Genomic DNA, 16,649 nt, shown 5'->3' on the forward strand with positions numbered 1-16,649 from the left:
AGAGAGAATCACAGACTCATGGCGAACTACACCGCCGCTGACGTCAAGAAGCTCCGCGAGCTCACCGGCGTCGGCATGCTGGACTGCAAGAACGCGCTGGTCGAGGCCGACGGTGACGTCGACAAGGCCATCGAGGCGCTCCGCATCAAGGGTCAGAAGGGCGTCGCCAAGCGCGAAGGCCGTTCTGCCGAGAACGGTGCCGTCGTCTCCGTCATCTCCGAGGACAACACCTCCGGTGTCATCCTCGAGCTGAAGTGCGAGACGGACTTCGTCGCCAAGGGCGACAAGTTCCTGGCCGTCACCGAAGAGCTGGCCGCGCACGTCGCCGCGACCTCCCCGGCCGACATCGAGGCGCTGCTCGCGTCCGAGATCGCCCCGGGCAAGACCGTCCAGGCGTTCGTGGACGAGGCCAACGCCAACCTCGGCGAGAAGATCGTCCTGGACCGCTTCGCGCAGTTCACCGGTGGCTACGTCTCGGCGTACATGCACCGCACGATGCCCGACCTGCCGTTCCAGATCGGCGTCCTTGTCGAGCTCGACAAGGAGAACGCCGAGGTCGCCCGCGGCATCGCGCAGCACATCGCCGCGTTCGCGCCGAAGTGGCTCTCCAAGGACGACGTTCCGGCCGACGTGGTCGAGTCCGAGCGTCGCGTCGCCGAAGAGGTCACCCGCGCGGAGGGCAAGCCCGAGGCTGCCCTGCCGAAGATCGTCGAGGGTCGTGTCAACGGCTTCTTCCGCGACAACACCCTGCTCGGCCAGGCCTACGCCCTGGACGCCAAGAAGTCCGTCCAGAAGGTTCTGGACGAGGCCGGTGTCAACCTGGTGCGCTTCGCGCGCATCAAGGTCGGCATCTGAGTCCGTCCGTACGCGACGGACACCGGACCCCGGTAGGGTCTGAAGCAGTCGCCCGCGTTCGCGCAGGACGACCGCAGATCTGACGAGGAGGCCATTGCCGTAGAGGGAACCGCAAGGACCCACCGGCAATGGCCTTCTTCGTATGTGCACGAGGAGATCTCCATGAATCAGGGCGTGGACACCCACACCGCTTCCGACGACAAGAGCCACCAGGACAAGAAGGGCCGCCGCTTCATGCTGAAGCTGTCGGGCGAGGCCTTCTCCGGCGGCGGAGGACTTGGCGTCGACCCCGACGTCGTCCACGCCATCGCGCGCGAGATCGCCGCGGTGGTCCGCGACGGCGCGGAGATCGCCATCGTGATCGGCGGCGGCAACTTCTTCCGCGGCGCCGAACTCCAGCAGCGCGGCATGGACCGGGCCCGGTCCGACTACATGGGCATGCTCGGCACGGTCATGAACTGCCTCGCCCTCCAGGACTTCCTGGAGAAGGAAGGCATCGATTCCCGCGTCCAGACCGCCATCACCATGGGGCAGGTCGCCGAGCCGTACATCCCGCTGCGCGCCGTGCGCCACCTGGAGAAGGGCCGTGTGGTCATCTTCGGCGCCGGCATGGGCATGCCCTACTTCTCCACCGACACCACGGCCGCCCAGCGTGCCCTGGAAATCGACGCCGAAGCCCTGCTCATGGGCAAGAACGGCGTCGACGGGGTCTACGACTCCGACCCCAAGAAGAACCCGGACGCGGTGAAGTTCGACGCGCTGGAATACAGCGAGGTGCTCTCGCGCGACCTCAAGGTCGCCGACGCCACCGCCATCACGCTGTGCCGCGACAACAAGCTGCCGATCCTGGTCTTCGAACTGCTCGCCGAGGGCAATATCGCCCGCGCGGTCAAGGGTGAGAAGATCGGCACGCTCGTGAGCGACCAGGGCACCCGGACCTGAGCACTCCGGACCTGGGCACTCCGGGTCCGAGCACCCGCCGCCGGTTCGAGCCCTGCCGGGCCGAGCCGGCCCCGCCCGCCCGAACCATCCATTTCTGACATGCAGGAGCACGTGGTGACCGAAGAGATCCTCCTCGAGGCCGAGGAGAAGATGGAAAAGGCCGTCGTCGTCGCCAAGGAAGACTTCGCCGCGATTCGCACCGGTCGTGCGCACCCGGCGATGTTCAACAAGATCGTGGCGGAGTACTACGGCGCCATCACGCCCATCAACCAGCTCGCCTCCTTCTCCGTGCCCGAGCCGCGCATGGCGATCGTGACCCCGTTCGACAAGAGCGCACTGCGCAACATCGAGACGGCCATCCGCGACTCGGACCTCGGTGTCAACCCGAGCAACGACGGCAGCATCATCCGGGTGACCTTCCCCGAGCTGACGCAGGACCGCCGCAAGGAGTACATCAAGGTCGCGCGCACCAAGGCCGAGGACTCCAAGGTGTCGATCCGCGCCATCCGCCGCAAGGCGAAGGACGCCCTCGACAAGCTCGTCAAGGACAAGGAAGCCGGCGAGGACGAGGTGCGCCGCGCCGAGAAGGAGCTCGACGACACCACCGCGAAGTACGTCGCGCAGGTGGACGAGCTGCTGAAGCACAAGGAAGCCGAGCTCCTCGAAGTCTGATGAACGACTCTTCCTGGCAGCCGGAGCCGGTTCCGGCGGGTCCCGCATACGATGCGCAGGCGGGCCCGCACACTCGGCCCATGCCCATCGTGCCCGATGCCGCCGGCCGTGACTTCGACGACCGGGAAGCACGCGATCGGGGGGCCGCCGCTGACGGCGGCTCCCTCTTCCGCGCCGAGACGCCGCCGCAGGAGCCCATGCCCAGCCCCCCGCCGCCCCCGCCTTCGTCGGCACCGCAGGACCCCACTCCGCCGCCTCAGAAGAAGCGCGCGGGACGGGATCTGCGGGCCGCCATAGGGGTCGGCATCGGCCTCGGCACGGTGGTCTTCGCCTCCCTGTTCATCGTCAAGGCGGTGTTCGTCGGCGTCGTCGTCGTGGCGGTGGTCGTGGGCCTGTGGGAGCTCACCTCCCGGCTCCAGGAGAAGAAGGGCATCAAGGCTCCGCTGGTCCCGCTCGCGATCGGCGGCGCGGCGATGGTCATCGCCGGGTACGTCCGCGGCGCCGAGGGCGCTTGGGTGGCCATGGCCCTGACGGCGCTGGCCGTCCTCGTCTGGCGGATGACCGAACCGCCCGAGGACTACCTCAAGGACGTCACCGCCGGTGTCTTCGCGGCGTTCTACGTGCCGTTCCTGGCCACGTCCGTCACGATGCTGCTCACCGCCGACGACGGTCCGCAGCGGGTCGTCACCTTCCTGGTCCTGACCGTGGTCAGCGATACCGGGGCCTACGCCGTGGGCTGGCGCTTCGGCAAGACCAAGCTCGCCCCGCGCATCAGCCCCGGGAAGACCCGCGAGGGGCTCCTCGGAGCGGTGGCCTTCGCGATGGCGGCCGGCGCGCTGTGCATGGAGTTCCTGATCGACGGGGGCTCGTGGTGGCAGGGCCTGGTACTGGGCTTCGCGGTCGCGGTCAGCGCCACGCTGGGCGACCTCGGCGAGTCGATGATCAAGCGCGACCTCGGCATCAAGGACATGGGCACCCTGCTGCCGGGCCACGGCGGCATCATGGACCGACTGGACTCGCTGCTTCCGACGGCTCCGGTGGTCTGGCTGCTGCTGGCCGCTTTCGTCGGCACCGGCTGATCCGGGCGGGCGGAGCCTGCGGGGTGCGGGCTCCTCATCGGCGGGACCCCGCCGGGTGGGGGCGGCGTACGACGGAAGGCTCCGGCAGGGCCGGGGCGGTTACTCTTGAAGGGCGTGCTGCTTCTGCGGCGCGCCTTTCGTCTTACAAGGAGTACCTGCCATGGCCCGCCCTGTTCCGGGAGAGCTCACTTTCGTCGCCCCCCGTGGAGCGAAGAAGCCGCCCCGGCACCTCGCCGACCTCACCCCCGAGGAGCGCCGGGAGGCCGTCGCCGCGATCGGTGAGAAGCCGTTCCGGGCCAAGCAGCTCTCGCAGCACTACTTCTCCCGGTACGCGCACGACCCGGCCCAGTGGACCGACATCCCCGCCGCGTCCCGCGAGAAGCTCCAGCAGGAGCTGCTGCCGGACCTGATGAACGTCCTGCGGCACATCTCCTGTGACGACGACACCACCCGCAAGACCCTGTGGAAGCTGCACGACGGCACGCTCGTCGAGTCCGTCCTGATGCGCTACCCCGACCGGGTGACCATGTGCATCTCCTCGCAGGCCGGCTGCGGCATGAACTGTCCGTTCTGCGCCACCGGCCAGGCGGGTCTGGACCGCAACCTGTCCACCGCCGAGATCGTCCACCAGATCGTCGACGGCATGCGCGCGCTGCGCGACGGCGAGGTCCCCGGCGGTCCGGCACGGCTGTCGAACATCGTCTTCATGGGCATGGGCGAGCCGCTCGCCAACTACAACCGCGTCGTCGGCGCCATCCGCCGGCTCACGGACCCGGAGCCCGACGGGCTCGGCCTCTCCCAGCGCGGGATCACCGTCTCCACCGTGGGCCTGGTCCCGGCCATGCTGCGCTTCGCCGACGAGGGCTTCAAGTGCCGTCTCGCCGTCTCGCTGCACGCGCCGGACGACGAGCTGCGCGACACCCTGGTGCCCGTGAACACGCGCTGGAACGTGCGCGAGGTGCTCGGCGCGGCCTGGGAGTACGCGGAGAAGTCCGGCCGCCGCATCTCCATCGAGTACGCCCTGATCCGCGACATCAACGACCAGGCCTGGCGTGGTGACCTGCTCGGCAGGCTGCTCAAGGGCAAGCGCGTGCACGTCAACCTGATCCCGCTGAACCCGACGCCGGGCTCGAAGTGGACCGCCTCGCGGCCCGAGGACGAGAAGGCGTTCGTGGCGGCCATCGCCCGCCACGGCGTGCCGGTGACCGTACGTGACACCCGTGGTCAGGAGATCGACGGCGCGTGCGGACAGCTCGCCGCCTCGGAGCGCTGATTTCCGCCGGTCAAGGTTCGATTTCGGCCGCGGGGTACGCTGTGGCCGAACCAATTTCATATTCCGACAGGGGAGCGCCACAGCGCTGAGAGTGCGGTTCCGTCACCGCAGACCCTCTGAACCTCGCCCCGGTCATTCGGGGTAGGAAGTTCGGTCACCACTCAAGCTGTTGCGCCCTGCCCGGCGTCCGCTCCACGGAGCGCCGGGCAGGGCCGCGTCTTCTCCTGGACATCCAGGAGGAATGCACCAATGAGCACCACCAAAAAGCTCGCGGGCGTAGCGCTCGTGGCCGCGCTCGGCGTCACCACGCTCAGCGCCTGCGGCGGCGACGTCAAGGACAAGTCCGCGGGCGACGCCCCCAAGTCCAAGACGGTCACCCTCGTCTCGCACGACTCCTTCAACGTGACCGACACGGTCCTCAAGGAGTTCGAGCAGCAGAGCGGCTACACCGTCAAGGTCCTGAAGTCGGGCGACGCCGGTGCCGCGCTGAACCAGGAGATCCTGACCAAGGGCTCCCCGCGCGGCGACGTCTTCTTCGGCGTGGACAACACGCTCCTCTCCCGCGCCCTCGACAACGGCATCTTCACGCCGTACGAGGCCAAGGGGCTGGCCGAGGTGAAGCCCGAGTCCGTGCTCGACAAGGAGCACCGGGTCACCCCGGTCGACTCCGGTGACATCTGCGTCAACTACGACAAGGCCTACTTCGCCGACAAGAAGCTCGCCCCGCCGCAGACGCTGGACGACCTGATCAAGCCGGAGTACAAGGACCTGCTGGTCACCGAGAACGCCGCGACCTCCTCGCCCGGCCTCGGCTTCCTCCTCGCCTCCGCCGGCAAGTACGGCGACGACGGCTGGAAGGACTACTGGAGCAAGCTCAAGGCCAACGGCGTCGAGGTCGTCGACGGCTGGGAGCAGGCCTACAACGAGCGCTTCTCCGGCTCGGCCGGCGGCAAGAAGGCCAAGGGCGACCGCCCGCTGGTCGTGTCCTACGCCTCCAGCCCGCCGGTCGAGGTCCTCTACGCCGAGCCGCAGCCGGCCGAGGCCCCCACGGGCGTCGCGACCGGCACCTGCTTCCGGCAGACCGAGTTCGCGGGCCTGCTGAAGGGCGCGAAGAACGAGGAGGGCGGCAAGGCGCTCCTCGACTTCCTGATCTCCGAGAAGTTCCAGGAGGACATGCCGCTCCAGATGTTCGTGAACCCGGTGACCAAGGACGCGAAGCTGCCGGAGCTCTTCACGAAGCACGGCGTCGTGATCGAGAAGCCGGAGACGGTCGCCCCCGACGCCATCGCGAAGAACCGCGACCAGTGGGTCAAGGCCTGGTCCGCGCTCGTCGTGAAGTAGTGGGGCGAGTGCGCACCGCACCGAAGGAGAGCGGGCGGGCGACGGCCGTCAGGCTCGGTCTGATGGCCGTACCGCTCGCCTTCTTCGGGCTGTTCTTCGCCTATCCCGTCGCCGCGATCGTCGGACGCGGGCTCAAGACCGACGAGGGCTGGCAGTTCGGCCGGATCGGCGAAGTACTGGCCCGGCCCGACATCGCCGGCGTCCTGTGGTTCACCACCTGGCAGGCGCTCGCGTCGACGGTGCTCACGCTCCTGATCGCGCTCCCCGGCGCGTACGTCTTCGCGCGCTTCGAGTTCCCCGGCAAACAGCTGCTGCGGGCGCTGGTGACCGTGCCGTTCGTCCTGCCGACCGTCGTGGTCGGCACCGCCTTCCTGGCGCTGGTGGGGCGCAACGGCCTGCTGGACGAGGTGTGGGGGATCCGTCTCGACACGACCGTGTGGGCGATCCTGCTCGCGCACGTCTTCTTCAACTACGCCGTCGTCATCCGCACCGTCGCAGGACTCTGGGCGCAACTGGACCCGCGCCAGGAGGAGGCCGCCCAGGTGCTGGGCGCCGGGCGGTTCGCCGCCTGGCGGCGGGTGACGCTGCCCGCGCTCGCCCCGGCCGTGGCGGCCGCTTCGCTGATGGTGTTCCTGTTCACCTTCAGCTCCTTCGGGGTCGTGCAGATCCTGGGCGGGCCCTCGTACTCCACCCTGGAGGTGGAGGTCTACCGGCAGACCGCGCAGCTCCTGGACCTGCCGACGGCCGCGATGCTGACGATGGTGCAGTTCGCCGCCGTCGCCGTGATCCTCGGCGTGCACGCCTGGACCGTGCGCAAACGGGAGACCGCGCTGCGGCTCGTGGACCCGGGACGGACCGCGCACCGGCCGCGCGGCTGGGCGGAGCGCTCCCTGCTCGGCGGGGTGCTGCTGACGGTGCTGCTGCTGATCGTGGCGCCGCTCGCCGTGCTGGTCGAACGGTCGCTGGACGCCCCCGGCGGATACGGGTTCGGCTTCTACCGGGCACTCCAGGAAGTCGGCGCCGGCGGGGGAACGTTTCTGGTGCCGCCACTGGAGGCCATCTGGAACTCCTTGCAATACGCGCTGGCCGCCACCGCCATCGCGCTGGCCGTCGGCGGACTCGCGGCGGCCGCCCTGACCCGGCGCGCGGGCCGCTTCGTACGGGGCTTCGACGCGCTGCTGATGCTGCCGCTCGGGGTGTCGGCCGTGACCGTCGGTTTCGGCTTCCTCATCACCCTGGACGAACCCCCGCTGGACCTGCGGACCTCGTGGATCCTGGTGCCGCTGGCCCAGGCGCTGGTGGGCGTGCCCTTCGTCGTACGGACCATGCTGCCCGTGCTGCGCGCGGTGGACGGGCGCCTGCGGGAAGCCGCCGCCGTGCTCGGCGCCTCGCCGCTGCGGGCCTGGCGTGAGGTGGACCTGCCGATGGTGCGCCGGGCCCTGCTGATCGCGGCCGGATTCGCCTTCGCCGTGTCCCTCGGGGAGTTCGGGGCGACCGTCTTCATCGCGCGCCCCGACCATCCGACGCTGCCCGTCGCCGTGGCACGGCTGCTGGGGCGGGCCGGGGAGATGAACTACGGGCAGGCGATGGCCCTGAGCACGATCCTGATGCTGGTGTGCGCGGTGTCGCTGCTCCTGCTGGAGCGGCTGCGGCCCGACAAGACTTCCGGGGAGTTCTGATGACACTGCTTCAGCTGGAAGGGGTGTCGGTCCGCTTCGGTGAGCGGGCGGCCGTGGACGCCGTGGACCTGAAGGTCGCCGAGCACGAGATCGTGTGCGTGCTCGGGCCGAGCGGGAGCGGCAAGTCCACCCTGCTGCGGGTGGTGGCCGGGCTCCAGCCCGTCTCGCGGGGGCGGGTGCTGCTCGGCGGCGTCGACCAGGCGGGGGTGCCCGTACACCGGCGGGGGGTGGGCATGATGTTCCAGGACCACCAGCTGTTCCCGCACCGGGACGTGGGCGGGAACGTCGCGTTCGGACTGCGGATGAGGGGCTCCTCGAAGGCGTCCTACGGGGGCCGGGTCGCGGAGCTCCTGGAGCTGGTCGGGCTCCCCGGGGCCCAGGGCAGGGCGGTGGCCTCGCTGTCCGGCGGCGAGCAGCAGCGCGTCGCGCTGGCGCGGGCGCTGGCGCCCTCGCCGAGGCTGCTGATGCTGGACGAGCCCTTGGGGCAGCTGGACCGGGGGCTGCGGGAGCGGCTGGTCGTGGAGCTGCGGCAGCTGTTCTCGCGGCTGGGGACGACCGTGCTGGCCGTCACGCACGACCAGGGGGAGGCGTTCGCGCTGGCCGACCGGGTGGTCGTGATGCGGGACGGGCGGATCGCGCAGGCGGGGACCCCGCTGGAGGTGTGGGAGCGGCCGGCCTCGGAGTTCGTGGCGCGGTTCCTGGGCTTCGAGAACGTGGTCCCGGCGGTGGTGTCGGGCGGGGTCGCCGTGACGGCGTGGGGGAAGGTGCCGGTTCCTGCGGGGGCTGCGGAGGGGGAGCGGCGGGTGCTGATCCGGCCGGCCGGGGTCGTGCTGTCGCCCGAGGGGCTGGGCTGCGAGGTGGTGTCGCGGACCTTCCGGGGCACGCATGTGGCGCTGCTGCTGCGGCCTGAGGTGGGGCCGGTGCTGGAGGCGGAGTGCGGGCTGGCCGGGGCCCCCGGGGTCGGGGAGCGGGTCGCGGTGACGTTCGCCCCGGCCGAGGTGGTCGTCCTCCCGGGGGAGTAGGGCCGCTGCGCGGGGCGGTGTCCTCTACCCGCCCTTCCACCGTTCCCCGGGCTCTGCCCAGACCCGCGCCTCAAACGCCGGCGGGGCTGGAAGGGCGCCTCAAACGCCGGCGGGGCTGGGAAGGGCGCCTCAAACGCCGGCGGGGCTGGGAAGGCGCCTCAAACGCCGGCGGGGCTGGGAACGGGGGTGTCCGCATCGGCGCCCTCGTGGTTGCCGTACCAGGCCACCGCCACCGCGCCGGTGACCGCGAGGACGAAGCCGAGGACCGCCAGCCAGGCCATGCCGGGGCGGGAGGCGTCGCCGAGCCACAGGACGCCGATCGCGCCGGGGAGGACGGTTTCGCCGACCACCAGGGCGGCGGTCGCGCCGTTCACCGAGCCGATCTGGAGCGCCACCGTGTGCAGGTACATGCCACCGGCCCCCGCCAGGACGATGGCGTAGAGGGCCGGGTCCGCGAGGAGCGGGGTGAGGGAGAGCGGCTCGATGCCGTTCAGGATGCGGACCCCGACGCCCAGCGCGCCGAAGGCCAGGCCCGACAGCAGGCCCGCCAGGATCGCGGCCCGGGCGCCGAGGAGGCGCACCGCCACCGTGCCGCCCACGATGATCAGTGCGGTGACCGCCAGCAGCCACCAGTGCGTGGCGGCCGGCGCGTAGTGGCCGCCCTCGTGGCCCGCCGCCGTCGCCAGCAGGACCAGCGCCGCGCAGACCACGCCGATCGAGGTCCATTCCTTGCGCGTCAGCTGGATCCCGAGCATCTTCACGCTGAGCACGGCCGTGATCACCAGGTTGGCGCTGATGACCGTCTGGGAGAGGAAGAGGGGCAGGAGGCGGGCGGCCAGGGCCCCCAGGCCGAAGCCCACGAAGTCCAGGATCGTACCGACGATGAACTCCCAGGTCATCGCGGCCTTCGCGGTGGACGCGAGGTTCGGGCCGCCGTGCTGGGTGACCCCGGCGGCGGCCGGGGACATCCGGGCCGCGCGCCGGGAGCCCACGGCTTGCAGGACGGATCCCGTGCCGTAGCAGATGGACGCCGCGATAGCGGTCAGCAGGCCTATGAGCACCCGGGGGCTCCGTTCACGTCTGGCAGGTGGTGCGGTGTGTGTTGCGTACCTCTTCCAGACGTGTGGAACGGCCGGGAAGTTGCCTGGCCGCGGTCAGGACATGGTGGCGAGTGCCGCCGGAACCTCGTCCACCGAGTCCACGAGCGCGATCCGCGACTCCATCGCACGGCCCCGCGCGAGCGCCCGGAGCAGCGGCCAGACCGGGAGGTGCTCCGTCCAGTGGGCGCGGTCGACGAGGACCATCGGCGTGGGCTCGCCCCGCGACGCGTAGTAGTTCGGCGTCACGTTGTCGAAGATCTCCTGGACCGTGCCCGCCGCACCCGGCAGGAAGACCACGCCGGCGTTGGACCGAGCGAGGAGCCCGTCCTCGCGGGTGGCGTTCGCGAAGTACTTCGCGATGTGCTCGGCGAAGGCGTTCGGCGGCTCGTGTCCGTAGAACCAGGTGGGGATGCCCACCGAGTCGCCGCCGAGGACGGCCGGCCAGCGCTCGCGCACGGCGAAGGCGGCCCGGGCCCAGTCGGAGACGGACGGCGCGAAGGACGGGGCCTCGGCGAGGATCTTCAGCGCTTCGGGCAGGGCGTCGTCGGGGGCCGGGGCGAGGTACGCGCCGAGGTTGGCCGCCTCCATGGCGCCGGGGCCGCCGCCGGTGGCCACGGTGAGCCCGGAGCGGGTCAGGGCGCGGCCGAGTTCCGCCGCGCCGCGGTAGGCGTCCCCGCCGCGGGTCATGGCGTGGCCGCCCATCACGCCGACCACACGGGCACCGGCGAGGTGCTCGTCGAGCGCGTCGGAGACGGCGTCGTCGTGGAGGGAGCGGAGCATCGAGGAGAAGACGTCCCCGTCCGCCTTGGTCTCCTGGAACCAGGCGTAGGCCTCGGCGTCGGGGGTGGCCCCGTATCCGCGGTCGAGTCCGGCGAACAGTTCCTCGGCCGTGTAGAGGAGGCCCCGGTAGGGGTTGAAGGGCAGGTCCGGGACGGGCGGGAAGACCAGCGCGCCGTCCGCGCGCACCTTCACCGAGGCGTCGGGCTCCATCGCGCAGCCCAGGAACACGGCGGCGGAGGTGTCGGCGGACAGCAGGGCGAAGGTCCGCTCCAGGAGGTTGACCGACTGGATCCGGTACCCGCTGAGCGAGCCGCGGGCCGCTACCCGGTCGAATTCGGCGAGCGTCTCGATCTCGATGTCTGCGTTGACCATTCGGCCCACACTAAGGGCTGCCTGGCTCAGCGGGTCAATGCCAGGGACGTCAGCTGTGCCACACCCCAGACGAGGGGAAGGGACACGGCGGCCAGTGCGGTGGCCCGCAGAGTCGCGGCGCCCCGCAGCACTTTGCCCGGGGCGCCCAGCCCGGCCAGGGTCTCGCGGGTGCCGGTACGGGACTGGTGCACCTCGACCGCGGATGTGAGCAATGTCGCGACCGCGCACACCACCACGAGGGCGGCGGCGGGCGCGGTGAGGGGCCCGAGCGGGACCTGGAGGCCGCCCCGGTCGCCGAGGGCCACGGTGCTGAGCGCCCCCGCCCCGACCGCGCACAGGACGCCGAGCGGGGCGCCGAGCCGGGGGGCCTCCTCCTGGAGGGTCCGCCCGGCCAGCAGCCGGATCGCGCCGGGGCGTACGGCCTGGACGAGCGCCCCGCAGGCGTAGGTGAGGCCGGGACCGGCGAGGGCGAGCCCGACGGCGGTCAGCGCCCAGCCGGCCGGCCTGCCGATGCCGCCGGGGCCGGTGGTGGCGAGGCTGGCGAGTCCGCAGGCGGTGAGGGCGATGCCCCACGGCAGCAGGGTGTGCGGGGCCGGCCGGGGGTGGGGTCGCAGGGCGAGGGCGGTGGCCGCCGAGGCGGCCGCCGGGAGCAGGGCCAGCAGGGTGAGGGCGGCGGCGACGGGCAGCGGCTGATCGGCGTGCAGCAGTCGCGCCCCGGCCCCGTCGAAGGGCAGCCCGGCGAGGTTTCCGCGCAGGTGGAGGAAGACGGCCAGGGCGACGGCGCTGCCGAGGGCGCAGGCGACGGCCGTGGAGATCGCCGCGACCAGGGTGAGCCGTACGGGCCCCAGCCCGGCGGCGTCCAGCCCTTCCCGGGGCTTGGTCGCCGGGTCGGTACGGGCCACGGCGACGGCGAACTGGACGGTGACGGCGAGCGGCACCAGGGCCCACAGCAGCTGGGGGAACGATCCGGCGGGCCGGGCCGCGGCCTCCGCGAGCACGTACAGCAGCAGGAAGCCGCTGCCGGCGGAGGCCGCGGCGACGAGCAGCCGGCGCAGCTGGACGAGCGGCCGGGAGCCGCGGGCTAGGCGGAGAGCGAGCACGCGGCCTGTTCCTCCGGGGGCTGGGGGAAGGCGGTCTGGGGGGAGGCGGTCGCGGTCGCGGCCGGACGGCCGTCGAGCAGAGCGATCCGCCGGTCGGCGGCGGCCGCCGTCTCCTCGTCGTGGGTGGCCAGCAGCACGGTGATCTCGTGCGAGCGGGCCGCGCTGGTGAGGGTGCGCAGGAGCAGGGCGCGTTCGGCGCGGTGCAGGGGGGCCGTGGGCTCGTCGGCGAAGATCACGGCTGGTTCGCTCGCGAGGGCGCGGGCGAGGGCGACGCGCTGGGACTCGGCCCGGTTGAGGACTCCGGGGTGCTTGCGGGCGAAGGCGCCGATGTCGAGGCGGTCCAGCCATTCGCAGGCGGCCCGTTTGGCGCTCCGGTGGCTCGCGCCCGCCATGAGCAGCGGCAGGGCGGCGTTCTCCCACACCCGGAGCTCGGGCAGCAGCTGCGGCTCGGGGCCGATCCAGCCGAAGCGGTCGCGGCGCAGCCGCTCGCGGGCCGACGGCCCCATGGTGTGCACGGGGACGCTGTTGAACCAGACCTCGCCCTGTTCGGGCAGCAGCTGCCCGGACAGGCAGCGCAGGAGCGTGGTCTTGCCGCTGCCGCGGGGGCCCGTGACGGCGAGGATCTCACCCGCGCGGACGCCGATCGAGACCCCGATGAGGCCGGGCGAACCGCTGTGGGAGTAGTGAAGGGACCGTGCCCAGAGGACGTCATTATCCGGTGGGGCGTTGTCCGGTGGAGCCACCATGGCGTACACCTCCGTCCGGGGGAACGAAGCGGAGCCGAGTAGGTCACTGGCGCCGCAATGAGATGTAAAGAGATGAACGTCTTGGATGGTGACAGCACACGGCCCGGACCCCCGCTTTCTCACTCGAACGGAGGATCCGGGCCGTGTGGCCGGACGATTCGGTGCCGGTTTCCCGCTGGAGGACGGCTGCTGGTTAGAGCTTGGTCCAGGCCTCGGTGAGCACGCGGCGCAGGATGCCTTCGATCTCGTCGAAGGTGCCCTGGTCGGCGATCAGCGGCGGGGCCAGCTGGATGACCGGGTCGCCACGGTCGTCGGCGCGGCAGTACAGGCCGTTCTCGAAGAGCGCCTTGGAGAGGAAGCCGTAGAGCACGCGCTCCGTCTCCTCGTCCGTGAAGGACTCCTTGGTGACCTTGTCCTTGACGAGCTCGATGCCGTAGAAGTAGCCGTTGCCGCGGACGTCGCCGACGATCGGCAGGTCGTGCAGCTTCTCCAGCGTCGAGCGGAAGGCGTCCTCGTTGTCCAGCACGTGCTGGTTGAGGCCTTCCTTGTCGAAGATGTCGAGGTTGGCGAGCGCCACCGCCGAGGACACCGGGTGTCCGCCGAAGGTGTAGCCGTGCAGGAAGGTGTTGTCACCCTTGTAGAACGGCTCGGCGAGCCTGTCCGAGATGATGCAGGCACCGATCGGGGAGTAGCCCGAGGTCATGCCCTTCGCGCAGGTGATCATGTCCGGGATGTAGTCGAACTTGTCACAGGCGAACATGGTGCCGAGGCGGCCGAACGCGCAGATCGTCTCGTCGGAGACGAGCAGCACGTCGTACTCGTCGCAGATCTCGCGGACGCGCTGGAAGTACCCGGGCGGCGGCGGGAAGCAGCCGCCGGCGTTCTGCACCGGCTCCAGGAAGACGGCGGCGACGGTGTCGGCGCCCTCGAACAGGATCTCCTGCTCGATCTGGTCGGCGCACCAGCGGCCGTAGGCCTCGGGGTCGTCGCCGTAGATCGGGGCGCGGTAGATGTTGGTGTTGACCACCTTGTGCGCGCCGGGGACCAGCGGCTCGAAGGGGGCCTTCAGGGCCGGGAGGCCGGTGATGGACAGGGCGCCCTGCGGGGTGCCGTGGTAGGCGACCGCACGCGAGATGACCTTGTACTTGGTGTGCTTGCCCTGCAGCTTGAAGTACTGCTTGGCGAGCTTCCAGGCGGTCTCGACGGCCTCGCCGCCACCGGTGGTGAAGAAGACCTTGTTCAGGTCGCCCGGGGCGTAGTGCGCGAGGCGCTCGGCGAGCTCGACGGCCTTGGGGTGCGCGTACGACCAGATGGGGAAGAAGGCCAGTGTCTGGGCCTGCTTGTACGCGACCTCGGCCAGTTCCTTGCGGCCGTGACCGGCGTTGACCACGAACAGTCCGGCGAGACCGTCCAGGTAGCGCTGGCCCTTGTCGTCGAAGATGTAGGTGCCCTCACCCCGCACGATGGTGGGGACGGGCGAGTTCTCGTACGACGACATGCGGGTGAAGTGCATCCACAGGTGGTCGTAGGCGGTCTTGGAGAGGTCCTGGCTCACGGGCTATCGAGTTCCCCACATGTAGGTCTGCTTCTTCAGCTTCAGGTAGACGAAGCTTTCGGTTGATCGCACGCCGGGGAGCGCGCGGATCTTCTTGTTGATCGTTTCGAGCAAGTGGTCGTCGTCCTCGCAGACGATTTCGACCATCAGGTCGAACGAGCCCGCGGTCATCACCACGTACTCGCACTCGGCCATGGCCGTCAGCGCGTCGGCTACGGGGTCGAGGTCTCCCTCGACGTTGATGCCGACCATCGCCTGGCGCCGCAGCCCCACGGTGAGCGGGTCCGTGACGGCGACGATCTGCATGACGCCCTGGTCGAGAAGCTTCTGTACCCGCTGGCGCACCGCCGCTTCGGACAGGCCGACGGCCTTCCCGATCGCTGCGTAGGGACGGCGACCGTCCTCTTGCAGTTGCTCGATGATCGCCAAGGACACAGCATCGACCGAAGGGGACGGTTGTCTGTTCCTGGAATCTGCGCTTCGACTGACCACGACCTCACTGTGCACGAGGAGTCGTCTGTTCCGCAAGGCGAGAACGATGTAATTCGTTGTTTCGGGAGGCAGATCTCACTGATTCCGTAGTTCGTGGTGCGTGGGCCTGTCGAAAACGGCGTCCGAGACGCTAAGCTGGGTAGCTGTCTCAACCATTGGACATGTGATCACGGGAGTGTGGCTGTAGTGACCACCGAACTGCGTCGTCTGCGCAACTACATCGGCGGGGAGTTCAAGGACGCCGCCGACGGGCGGACCACCGAGGTGGTCAACCCCGCCACGGGCGAGGCGTACGCGACCGCTCCGCTCTCCGGGCAGGCGGACGTGGACGCCGCCATGGCCGCCGCGGCGGCGGCCTTCCCGGGCTGGCGCGACACGACGCCCTCCGAGCGTCAGAAGGCCCTGCTCAAGATCGCTGACGCCTTCGAGGCGCGCGCGGACGAGCTCGTCGCCACCGAATCGGAGAACACGGGCAAGCCGCTGGGCCTCACGGCCAGCGAGGAGCTGCCGCCGATGGTGGACCAGATCCGCTTCTTCGCGGGCGCCGCGCGCCTGCTGGAGGGCCGCTCCGCCGGCGAGTACATGACGGGCATGACCTCCATCGTCCGCCGCGAGCCGGTCGGCGTCTGCGCCCAGGTCGCGCCGTGGAACTACCCGATGATGATGGCCGTCTGGAAGTTCGCCCCGGCCATCGCCGCGGGCAACACCGTCGTCCTGAAGCCCTCGGACACCACCCCGGCCTCCACCATCCTGATGGCGGAGATCATGGACTCGATCCTGCCCAAGGGCGTCTTCAACGTCGTCTGCGGCGACCGCGAGACCGGCAAGGCCATGGTCGAGCACTCCACCCCGGCGATGGCTTCCATCACCGGCTCGGTGCGCGCGGGCATGCAGGTCGCCGAGAGCGCCGCCAAGGACGTCAAGCGCGTCCACCTGGAGCTCGGCGGCAAGGCCCCGGTCGTGGTCTTCGAGGACGCCGACATCGCCAAGGCCGCCGAGGACATCGCGGTCGCGGGCTTCTTCAACGCCGGCCAGGACTGCACCGCCGCCACCCGCGTCATCGTCCACGAGTCGATCCACGACGAGTTCGTCGCGGCGCTCGCCAAGAACGCTGCCGACACCAAGACCGGGCAGCCGGACGACGAGGACGTCCTCTACGGCCCGCTGAACAACCCGAACCAGCTGAAGCAGGTCGCGGGCTTCATCGAGCGCCTGCCCGCCCACGCCAAGGTCGAGGCGGGCGGCCACCAGGTCGGCGAGAAGGGCTACTTCTACGCCCCGACCGTGGTCTCCGGCCTCAAGCAGGACGACGAGATCATCCAGAACGAGGTCTTCGGCCCCGTCATCACCGTCCAGTCCTTCACGGACGAGGGCCAGGCCCTGGAGTACGCGAACGGCGTCGAGTTCGCCCTCGCCTCCTCGGTGTGGACCAAGAACCACGGCCGTGCGATGCGGATGTCCAAGAACCTCGACTTCGGCTGCGTGTGGATCAACACCCACATCCCGCTCGTCGCCGAGATGCCCCACGGCGGATACAAGAAGTCCGGCTACGGCAAGGACCTCTCCGCCTACGGCTTCGAGGACTACACGCGGATCAAGCACGTGATGACCTCGCTCGACAGCTGAGCCGTCGCCGCGCCG

Annotated in this window: 15 protein-coding genes and 1 riboswitch; of the genes, 9 read left to right on the forward strand and 6 right to left on the reverse strand. The window is 70.5% G+C overall.

From position 1 onward, the window contains the following. The first annotated feature begins 18 nt into the window (after nt 1-18). The 8 genes from tsf (at nt 19) to J7E97_RS25385 (ending at nt 8,863) form a co-directional block, all read left to right on the forward strand. Entirely contained in the window at nt 19-855 is an 837-nt protein-coding gene (tsf, locus tag J7E97_RS25350) for a translation elongation factor Ts (RefSeq protein WP_215031540.1), read from the forward strand. A gap of 162 nt (nt 856-1,017) precedes the next feature. After that, a complete protein-coding gene (gene pyrH / locus J7E97_RS25355) occupies nt 1,018-1,797 on the forward strand; it encodes a UMP kinase (RefSeq protein WP_215031542.1) in 780 nt (259 codons plus the stop codon). A gap of 114 nt (nt 1,798-1,911) precedes the next feature. Next, nucleotides 1,912-2,469, forward strand: coding sequence for a ribosome recycling factor (gene frr / locus J7E97_RS25360; protein WP_112453867.1), 558 nt, complete (start codon nt 1,912-1,914; stop codon nt 2,467-2,469). Beyond that, complete coding sequence (locus tag J7E97_RS25365) at nt 2,469-3,548, forward strand: phosphatidate cytidylyltransferase (protein WP_215031544.1); 1,080 nt, start codon at nt 2,469-2,471, stop codon at nt 3,546-3,548. Before frr ends, J7E97_RS25365 begins: the two co-directional genes overlap by 1 nt. Nucleotides 3,549-3,708: 160 nt before the next feature. Beyond that, complete coding sequence (gene rlmN / locus J7E97_RS25370) at nt 3,709-4,821, forward strand: 23S rRNA (adenine(2503)-C(2))-methyltransferase RlmN (protein WP_215031546.1); 1,113 nt, start codon at nt 3,709-3,711, stop codon at nt 4,819-4,821. A gap of 58 nt (nt 4,822-4,879) precedes the next feature. Further along, nucleotides 4,880-4,987, forward strand: a riboswitch (TPP riboswitch). Between the two features lie 83 nt (nt 4,988-5,070). Beyond that, nucleotides 5,071-6,162 (forward strand): thiamine ABC transporter substrate binding subunit, encoded by a 1,092-nt coding sequence (locus J7E97_RS25375; protein WP_215031548.1) that lies wholly within the window; start codon nt 5,071-5,073, stop codon nt 6,160-6,162. A gap of 62 nt (nt 6,163-6,224) precedes the next feature. Further along, nucleotides 6,225-7,841, forward strand: coding sequence for an iron ABC transporter permease (locus J7E97_RS25380; protein ID WP_215031635.1), 1,617 nt, complete (start codon nt 6,225-6,227; stop codon nt 7,839-7,841). Next, nucleotides 7,841-8,863, forward strand: a complete 1,023-nt coding sequence (locus J7E97_RS25385) for an ABC transporter ATP-binding protein (protein ID WP_215031550.1) — start codon at nt 7,841-7,843, stop codon at nt 8,861-8,863. Before J7E97_RS25380 ends, J7E97_RS25385 begins: the two co-directional genes overlap by 1 nt. Nucleotides 8,864-9,021: 158 nt before the next feature. Here the strand turns inward: J7E97_RS25385 and J7E97_RS25390 are convergent, their stop codons facing one another. The 6 genes from J7E97_RS25390 to J7E97_RS25415 form a co-directional block, all read right to left on the reverse strand. Next, the gene (locus J7E97_RS25390; protein ID WP_215031553.1) at nt 9,022-9,924 is read right to left on the reverse strand and encodes a hypothetical protein; all 903 of its coding nucleotides are present in this window, start codon (nt 9,922-9,924) and stop codon (nt 9,022-9,024) included. A gap of 93 nt (nt 9,925-10,017) precedes the next feature. Further along, a complete protein-coding gene (locus J7E97_RS25395) occupies nt 10,018-11,115 on the reverse strand; it encodes an LOG family protein (protein WP_215031556.1) in 1,098 nt (365 codons plus the stop codon). Nucleotides 11,116-11,141: 26 nt separating this feature from the next. Beyond that, a complete protein-coding gene (locus J7E97_RS25400) occupies nt 11,142-12,215 on the reverse strand; it encodes a hypothetical protein (RefSeq protein WP_215031559.1) in 1,074 nt (357 codons plus the stop codon). Next, a complete protein-coding gene (locus J7E97_RS25405) occupies nt 12,197-12,961 on the reverse strand; it encodes an ABC transporter ATP-binding protein (protein ID WP_215031562.1) in 765 nt (254 codons plus the stop codon). The genes J7E97_RS25400 and J7E97_RS25405 overlap by 19 nt, the downstream gene beginning before the upstream one ends. Before the next feature lie 193 nt (nt 12,962-13,154). Further along, a complete protein-coding gene (locus tag J7E97_RS25410; protein WP_215031565.1) occupies nt 13,155-14,516 on the reverse strand; it encodes an aspartate aminotransferase family protein in 1,362 nt (453 codons plus the stop codon). 3 nt (nt 14,517-14,519) lie between these two features. Further along, the gene (locus J7E97_RS25415; RefSeq protein ID WP_073910973.1) at nt 14,520-15,023 is read right to left on the reverse strand and encodes an Lrp/AsnC family transcriptional regulator; all 504 of its coding nucleotides are present in this window, start codon (nt 15,021-15,023) and stop codon (nt 14,520-14,522) included. A gap of 171 nt (nt 15,024-15,194) precedes the next feature. Between J7E97_RS25415 and J7E97_RS25420 the strand changes: the two genes are divergently transcribed. Beyond that, nucleotides 15,195-16,634 (forward strand): gamma-aminobutyraldehyde dehydrogenase, encoded by a 1,440-nt coding sequence (locus J7E97_RS25420; protein WP_215031568.1) that lies wholly within the window; start codon nt 15,195-15,197, stop codon nt 16,632-16,634. The last annotated feature ends 15 nt before the right edge of the window (nt 16,635-16,649 follow it).

It is taken from the genome of Streptomyces sp. ISL-66, from assembly GCF_018614135.1.
In the GTDB taxonomy this organism is placed as follows: Bacteria; Actinomycetota; Actinomycetes; order Streptomycetales; family Streptomycetaceae; genus Streptomyces.